The 6,951-nt window shown below is 42.3% G+C and carries 9 protein-coding genes and 1 pseudogene; 9 read left to right on the forward strand and 1 reads right to left on the reverse strand.

All coding sequences use genetic code 11. From position 1 onward, the window contains the following. The first annotated feature begins 280 nt into the window (after positions 1-280). The 9 genes and pseudogenes from P5674_RS26705 to P5674_RS22465 all read left to right on the forward strand — a co-directional run bounded on the left by P5674_RS26705 (position 281) and on the right by P5674_RS22465 (position 5,069). Positions 281-655 (forward strand): transposase, encoded by a 375-nt coding sequence (locus P5674_RS26705; RefSeq protein WP_014277118.1) that lies wholly within the window; start codon positions 281-283, stop codon positions 653-655. A 29-nt stretch (positions 656-684) separates the two neighbouring features. Continuing rightward, positions 685-1,302 carry an RNA-guided endonuclease InsQ/TnpB family protein gene (locus tag P5674_RS26710; protein ID WP_434475131.1) on the forward strand — a complete coding sequence of 206 codons (618 nt, stop codon included), beginning with the start codon at positions 685-687 and terminating at the stop codon, positions 1,300-1,302. 27 nt (positions 1,303-1,329) lie between these two features. Beyond that, positions 1,330-1,626, forward strand: coding sequence for a hypothetical protein (locus P5674_RS22435; protein ID WP_006616419.1), 297 nt, complete (start codon positions 1,330-1,332; stop codon positions 1,624-1,626). Between the two features lie 19 nt (positions 1,627-1,645). Continuing rightward, positions 1,646-2,482, forward strand: coding sequence for a hypothetical protein (locus P5674_RS22440; protein ID WP_006616420.1), 837 nt, complete (start codon positions 1,646-1,648; stop codon positions 2,480-2,482). A gap of 39 nt (positions 2,483-2,521) precedes the next feature. Then, positions 2,522-2,842, forward strand: a complete 321-nt coding sequence (locus P5674_RS22445) for a nucleoside triphosphate pyrophosphohydrolase (protein ID WP_006616421.1) — start codon at positions 2,522-2,524, stop codon at positions 2,840-2,842. A 62-nt stretch (positions 2,843-2,904) separates the two neighbouring features. Then, positions 2,905-3,009, forward strand: a pseudogene (locus tag P5674_RS22450) (S-layer homology domain-containing protein); the annotation flags it as partial. A 27-nt stretch (positions 3,010-3,036) separates the two neighbouring features. Further along, entirely contained in the window at positions 3,037-4,035 is a 999-nt protein-coding gene (locus tag P5674_RS22455) for a WG repeat-containing protein (RefSeq protein WP_014277116.1), read from the forward strand. A 159-nt stretch (positions 4,036-4,194) separates the two neighbouring features. After that, on the forward strand, positions 4,195-4,413 hold the full coding sequence (locus tag P5674_RS22460; protein WP_014277115.1) for a WG repeat-containing protein: 219 nt from the start codon (positions 4,195-4,197) through the stop codon (positions 4,411-4,413). A gap of 185 nt (positions 4,414-4,598) precedes the next feature. Next, positions 4,599-5,069, forward strand: coding sequence for a DNA phosphorothioation-associated protein 4 (locus P5674_RS22465; RefSeq protein ID WP_006616424.1), 471 nt, complete (start codon positions 4,599-4,601; stop codon positions 5,067-5,069). 17 nt (positions 5,070-5,086) lie between these two features. Here the strand turns inward: P5674_RS22465 and P5674_RS22470 are convergent, their stop codons facing one another. Continuing rightward, a complete protein-coding gene (locus tag P5674_RS22470; protein ID WP_008052013.1) occupies positions 5,087-6,205 on the reverse strand; it encodes an ABC transporter permease in 1,119 nt (372 codons plus the stop codon). Between the last annotated feature and the right edge of the window lie 746 nt (positions 6,206-6,951).

The raw sequence follows: 6,951 nt of genomic DNA on the forward strand, positions 1-6,951 counted from the left end.
CGGTTCTGCTGCTGAATGGGAGGGGTAGACCGTGAGGTCTATCTCGACCCCTAATGAGTTTAAAGCCAAAGGGAAGTCAAATCACGTGCATTGCCATTTATGAGGCCATCCGAACTGCTCAGTTCATCCGCAATAAAGCCGTCCGTTTCTGGATGGATAATTCAGGAATTGGGCAGAAGGATTTGTATCGCCTAGCGCAAAACACGCTCGAGATGAATTTCCTTTTGCTCGCGACTTAAACTCCAGTGCCTGTCAAGCTTCCATTGAAAGAGCATATTCGGTGATCGCAAGGTTCTACGATAACTGCCGGAAAGCCATTCCAGGAAAGAAAGGCTTTCCCAAGTTCAAAAAGAACAGTCGTTCAGTTGAATACAAGACTTCTGGGTGGAAGCTATCAGAAACTCGTAAGAAAATAACCTTCACCGACAAAAAAGGCATAGGCCAGCTTCAACTCAAAGGAACATGGGATTTACATTTCTACCCGCTCGAACAAATCAAACGGGTTAGGCTTATTCGTCGTGCGGACGGCTACTATGTTCAATTTATGCTCAAAGCGGATGTTAAAGTAGATAGTCAGCCCACGGGTAAAGCGATTGGTTTGGACGTAGGATTAAAGGAATTTTATACCGATTCTAATGGTCAAGCGCGAACCTAACCCCATTTTATCGAAAGGGTGAGAGCCGCTTGAAATTTAGACAAAAGCGTGTTTCTCGCAAAAAGAAAGGCTCATCCAACCGAAAGAAAGCGATTAACCGACTAGGACGAGTACACCTCAAGATAAGTAGGCAACGTGTTGGCGAAGCCTGCGCGAAGCGCATAGAACACGCCAAGAGACTGGCGCGTTGCGTAATCCAATCTAACGATTTGGTCGCATATGAAAACTTGAGGGTTAAGAATCTGGTTAGAAACCACTGTCTCGCCAAGTCGATTAATGATGCTCTTTGGTATCAATTCAGGAAGTGGCTAGAGTATTTTGGGGTTAAGTTTGGCAAGGTGACGGTTGCCGTTAACCCGGCTTATACTTCCCAAGAATGCTCTAACTGTGGTGCAGTGGTCAAAAAAGCCCTATCCACTCGAACTCATGTTTGTCAATGTGGGTTAAACTTGGATCGGGATGGGAATGCTGCGCTCAACATCCTGTTCGCGCAGCGTTGCGCAGCAAAGTCAGCCTTGTGTACGCTAGGGCATAGCGGAACATGGATCTTATACCCGAACGCTTCAGGAGATTCGACCTATACTATGGCTGGAGCAATCCTGTCAAAGCAAGTTGGGTCTATGAATGAAGAATCCCCTCGCCTTTAGGCAAGGGGAGTGTCAAAGGATTATCTGATGCAGAATATTTCCCTTGACGAGTTGATTCCCAAACTGCAAACTCCAGAGGAACGGGAATTGGTTTTGGCTTTGGGTTATCAGGTGATTAGCTCTAGTGCTAGGGTTACAGAGGAGCCAATGATTAATGATGAAGAGGCACGCGCCTATCAAAAATTGCTAGAATTGCTTAATCTTCCCGAAGCCAGGGTTAAGGAATTAGAAGCAACAGTTGACGCTCAACTTCAAAAATCTGAAGGACTGGTGAAGTCAATGAGTCGTCAATTAGGGCAATTTTTTCGGGAAGTCAGTCAATAGCTATAGTTTCGGCTACTAAATGATGGATGCAATTAATGATTTGATCAAACAGGCTCACCAAGGTAGTGTGGTCGCCATAGTTGAGGTACTTAATTATTATCTGGCGGAAAGTCAGGTAATAATTAGGGCTGTTTTTGTGGGGGGTATTCTGCAATTACTTTGTGAAGGAAAGAAAGCAGAATATCTGGATAAATCATATTTAGTCCGTGAGATTAAGGAAGTTTTAGAGACAATTGCTCCCCGGAAGATTCGCCGAGTTAGCATCCATAGTCGTGTCTTTAATCAACATCAATTACTGTGGTTAGAGGATATTCTGGAGAGTCCAGATAGTGAACTGCTTTGGTCAGAAAATATCACCCTAAAAAAACCACATATATGGGCGGGATTACCGGGTTATCCTAGTGGGGGACTAATTGATAGTTATCCATCTCAGGAATTGGTGGAAAAGCAACAAGTAAACCGGGGTATATTAATTGCTATAATCAGCATAATTGTATTATTAATTGTGGGGGGATTTGCTGTTTATCAATGGCTAATTTTAGCGGTTCCTCAATGGTTTAAATCGGATTCTACATCGGTGACACCTACTCCCAATCCGACAATTTCTGATGATGTATTATCGGATGAAGAGTTGTTTAAACAGGCTGTCCAATTGGCTGAAAATGCTGCGGCTTTAGGGAAAGATGCAATGACTGAGAGTGAATGGTTAGAAATTGCGGACAAATGGCGGGCGGCGGCTGATTTAATGGAGGCTGTATCTCCTAGCTATCCTCGCTATGCTACGGCTCAAAATCGGGTGGCTTTGTATCGTCGGAATCAGGAAATAGCTTTGTCGGAAGCGAGAAGTTCTCGGTAATCTAATCAGCATAATTTGGTGGAGTGAGGGGATAATTTAATGCGTAAAGAATATTATAAATTGGTGCGCGATCGCATTCCTGAAACGATCCGACAATCTGGAGGTAAGCCGGAAATCAAGGTTTTATCTGAGGCGGAATATCGCATAGCTTTACGAAATAAGTTAAGGGAAGAAGCCGAGGAAGTTCAAGAAAGCGATGATGCTAGTCTATTGGAGGAATTAGCAGATATTTTAGAGGTGGTTGAATCGTTGAGGAAAAGTTATAACATATCCGATGAGCAGATACAATTAAAAGTTGATGAAAAACGAGCCCAGCGAGGTGGTTTTGAACAGAAAATAATGTTATTATGGACTGAATAAATTTCGGATAATTAGTCAGCTATTATCACACCATAATTTGAGATATATAAATTCTATCAGACATAGAAAATAACTGGGCGATTCAAGCAATTAACTTATTAGTTAATAGAAACATTATTTTAGGGTATCCAGATGGTAGATTTCGCCCCAATGCACCTGTAAATAGGGCTGAGTTTGCTACGTTAATGTGTAGGATGTTTGATGACGCACCGATAATTCAGGAGGCGATCGTCTATAAAGATGTTGCCGATAACTATTGGGCAAAATCGAATATTGAACAAGCGACTCGCCGAGGTTTTTTTGCCGGCTATCCTGACGGTACATTTCGCCCACAGCAACCTATTCCTAGGGTGCAAGCCTTAATTGTTTTAGCGGCACATCTACAGCATAGAATCCCTGAAAACCCGGAAGAAATTCTCACACAATATTTTGATGACGCGGCGGCAATCCCCAATTATACTAGGGAAAGAATTGCCGCTGGGGCGATTGAAAATTTAGTGGTTAATTATCCAGAAGTTCGACAACTCAAGCCTAATCAAAATGCTACTAGGGGTGAAATCGCGGCTTTTTTATGTCAAGCCTTGCGACCTAGAAATGTGGTGTCTTGGGAATATATCGCCTATAGTAATTTATTCGCAATTACCCCTCAATTTGACTATGCGGCAAAATTTTCAGAAGGATTAGCTAATGTCATCATTAATGGTCAAAATTGCTTCATTGATACAGAAGAAAATATCGTGATCACTTTGGCAAGTGATATTATATCTGTGGGGACATTTTCGGAGAGAATGGCTAGTGTCAACATGGATGATAAAAGTGGATATATTGACCGGGAAGGTAGACTAGCAATTCCTGCCAAATTTAGTTTGAATCCTGTCTATTATTTTGCGGAAGGTTTGGCATTGGCTAAACTTTATGATCAGACAAAATGGGGATATATTAATAAATCAGGTGATTGGCACATTATAGCTAAATTTGATGGTGGGGGTAGCTTTTCCCAAGGACGGGCAAAAGTTAGGATCGGATCTGAATGGGGATATATTGACCGGGAAGGTAACTCGATTATTGAACCTAAATTTTCAGAAGCTGGGGAATTTGCGGAGGGTCTAGCCCCAGTTAAATTCAATCATCAATGGGGATATATTAATCGGGATGGTGATTGGGTAATACAGCCAGAATTTGGGCGGGCTTAAAATTTTATTTATGGAGTTGCTAAAGTTGTTAAAGGCGACCAATATTATCTGGTTGATAACAGTGGAAATCTCACGTCAATTGTACCAAATTGGTTAGGATATTTACAATTTTCTGAGGGATTAGCCCCCTGGGGAACTGGAGAAGGGAAGGTTGGTAATTTGATTCAACCTCTGCGTTATGGTTATGTAGATACTACGGGAAAAACAATTATTCAACCTCAATTTTATGGGGCTGAACCTTTTTCTGAGGGGTTGGCTGTAGTACAGTTAAACGGTTACTACGATGGAGGAAGCTGGGGGGAAGCAAGTCAAGGAATGCCTCCAGAATCTTTGAGAATTGTTCGCGGGGGGAAATATGGATATATTGCTAAACCTTGAATATCATCTGATGTTGATGAGATTAAAAGAGTTTTCAGTGGTGATAGCTTCGATAATGCTGAGGGGAGGGTGAGTTAGCGAGAAGGGAAAATACAGTAGTGTGTAGCCAGGGTCAAGAAATGATGTTGATTGGTGCTAGTTTTAGCTTAAACTATAGTTAAAATTAATTCACATTCGATTAAACAATGGCTATTAACAGGGTTAGAGTCGCTAAAGATAAAGCAGACCTAGTGCGAGATTTAACCGAATCCGAAAACAAAAGCGGCCCGTTTCAGACCTATGCAGATGTAATAGTATTCGCCGCCTCTGTAGGTATCCGCCACCAAAAGCGAGTACCGATTGAGGCTGTTTCTCAGAGAGATCCCGCGCCTATTTCCCTAGAGATATTCATTTCGAGGGGTTATGATTGGGTAATTAAACTGATAGCGATCGCCCATACTAAGGACAGCAAAACCATCTCACCTTTTGACCCAGAATTGGAAGCAGAAAGAGTGAAAATTTTTGAAGAATTTGCCAATGGTGGGCTAGAAATTTTACGAGAAGAATTTAGGGGGGCGGTAGATTATGGCGATCGCCTGTTATTATTGCTGATGTCGGAACGCGATCGCTTCAAAAAACCGGAATCAGAATTTGATCTGAGTCAATTTTTAGGCTAATTCAGCGGCGGTCACTCTTACCGTTGTATGCTTCTAGGATCGAGGGCATCTCGGAGACCATCTCCCAGTAAATTAAATGCTAAAACGGTTAAAATAATCAACAATGCTGGCGGCCAAATTAGCCAAGGTTGTAGCACCAAAATGGAAGCATTAGTAGCAGAAGAAAGTAAATTCCCCCAGGAAGGATATGGCTGTTGAATACCCAAGCCAATTAAACTAAGCACGGACTCAGAAATAATAAAACTGGGGATGGTCAGGGTAGCCGAAATAATCACATAGGTAGCTGTTTGGGGGAGTACATGACGGATAATAGTATAAATTGGTTGAGCCCCCATTACCCTAGCCGCTTGGATAAATTCGCGTTCTTTAATAGAGAGAACCTGTCCCCGAATGACTCTAGCTAGTCCCGCCCAACTAATAAATGAAATTATAATTACAATTAGTAAAAACCTTTGGGCGCTGGAAAGTTGGGGAGGAAGGACTGCTGCTAAAGCTACTAATAAATAAAGTCCGGGAATGGTCATTAAAACTTCCACTAATCGCATGGATATAGTATCAATCCAGCCACCAAAATAGCCGGAAATTCCCCCAACCAACATACCCAAGGGGAAAGCAATAGCAATTCCGACTAAACCGATACTGAGGCTGATACGACTACCAAAAACTAAGCGACTCAACTGATCGCGGGCTTGTTCATCGGTTCCTATGAGGTTAATATAGGCTGGACCCACTACGCCAAAAAGATGAAGGTCAAAGGGAATTAAACCTAAAATTTTATAGGGGTCTCCTTTGACGAATAACCGCAGAGGAGAAGGTTGTTCCCAGTCTACTATAGTTTGTCTTTGACCTGTTTCAATATCAACGGGTCCCTGAGTTGTGGGATAAACATGGAGTCCGATAAATTCTCCTTGAGGGTTGACCCAATGAATTGGGGTGGGGGGTAATAGGGATCCGTCTAATTGGGAATTATAGGGATTATAGGGAGCGACAAAATCAGCAGCGATCGCCATAATATAAAACAGAATCAGTATTCCAGCGCCCAATTTTGCCAAGGGATTTTTTTGTAGTCTTTGCCACCATTTCATAAACTTATTAACCTCACCTGCATATCTATCTATAACATCTGATGTTAGCATAAGAGATTACCGCTGGTGGGGGTTAATGACATTACAGGTCAATCCCAGCAGCATCTTTATCCATTCCCATCATTAGTGATTTCGGAAACCTGTAAGTTAGGAGAGTTGTCGATATCTTGGGGAAGATTAGTAAAAAAGGAACCGGCTTGGGGTGGTAACTGAGGGTTAAGGATGATTTCAATAATGCTCTTAATTACCCCAGTGATGAGAATAGCTAAAATTACTCCTAATAAACCACTAACTTTTCCTCCTAATAAGATGGCTGATCAAATCACTACCGGACTTAATACTGTGAGAATAGTATGACTCAAACCCCTATCCTAACTGCGATAATCGGGATTTACTTAACCCAATAGTCGTACCGTCACGCTCAATATGCACTCCATTAAATCTTAGCACACGGGACAATTAGCGCATATCCCTCAGCAACAAATCTTAATTATTGACGGGTTAATCAATAAGCACAACTTAATCAATCTGTCAAATACCCATACCACCCCCCAACCAAACACCGATAGGGTAACTCCCTTGTGATACCCGTCAATGGCAAGCCTATCGGTTCGTTCCTCACCATTGACTGCTATCACGTCGGTCGCACCCCCAAGAGTGTTTGTTTCGGTTGGGGGGGAGGGTATGTTTCAAAATCAACACGATAGCCGTAGGTAGCCGTAGAGGGGAACCTTCTAAGTAATCAATGTACAAAGATATTAGGCTGTCTTTCTATGGACTAGACCTATAGGTAAACT

It is taken from the genome of Limnospira sp. PMC 289.06, assembly GCF_032350395.1.
GTDB lineage: Bacteria > Cyanobacteriota > Cyanobacteriia > Cyanobacteriales > Microcoleaceae > Limnospira > Limnospira platensis.

Bases quoted from the DNA above. Each gene is read 5' to 3' on its own strand.
- P5674_RS22455 (WP_014277116.1), top strand. From the start codon at position 3,037: ATGTTTGATGACGCACCGATAATTCAGGAGGCGATCGTCTATAAAGAT.
- P5674_RS22470 (WP_008052013.1), bottom strand. From the start codon at position 6,205: ATGCTAACATCAGATGTTATAGATAGATATGCAGGTGAGGTTAATAAG.
- P5674_RS22445 (WP_006616421.1), top strand. From the start codon at position 2,522: ATGCGTAAAGAATATTATAAATTGGTGCGCGATCGCATTCCTGAAACG.
- P5674_RS22435 (WP_006616419.1), top strand. From the start codon at position 1,330: ATGCAGAATATTTCCCTTGACGAGTTGATTCCCAAACTGCAAACTCCA.
- P5674_RS22465 (WP_006616424.1), top strand. From the start codon at position 4,599: ATGGCTATTAACAGGGTTAGAGTCGCTAAAGATAAAGCAGACCTAGTG.
- P5674_RS22440 (WP_006616420.1), top strand. From the start codon at position 1,646: ATGATGGATGCAATTAATGATTTGATCAAACAGGCTCACCAAGGTAGT.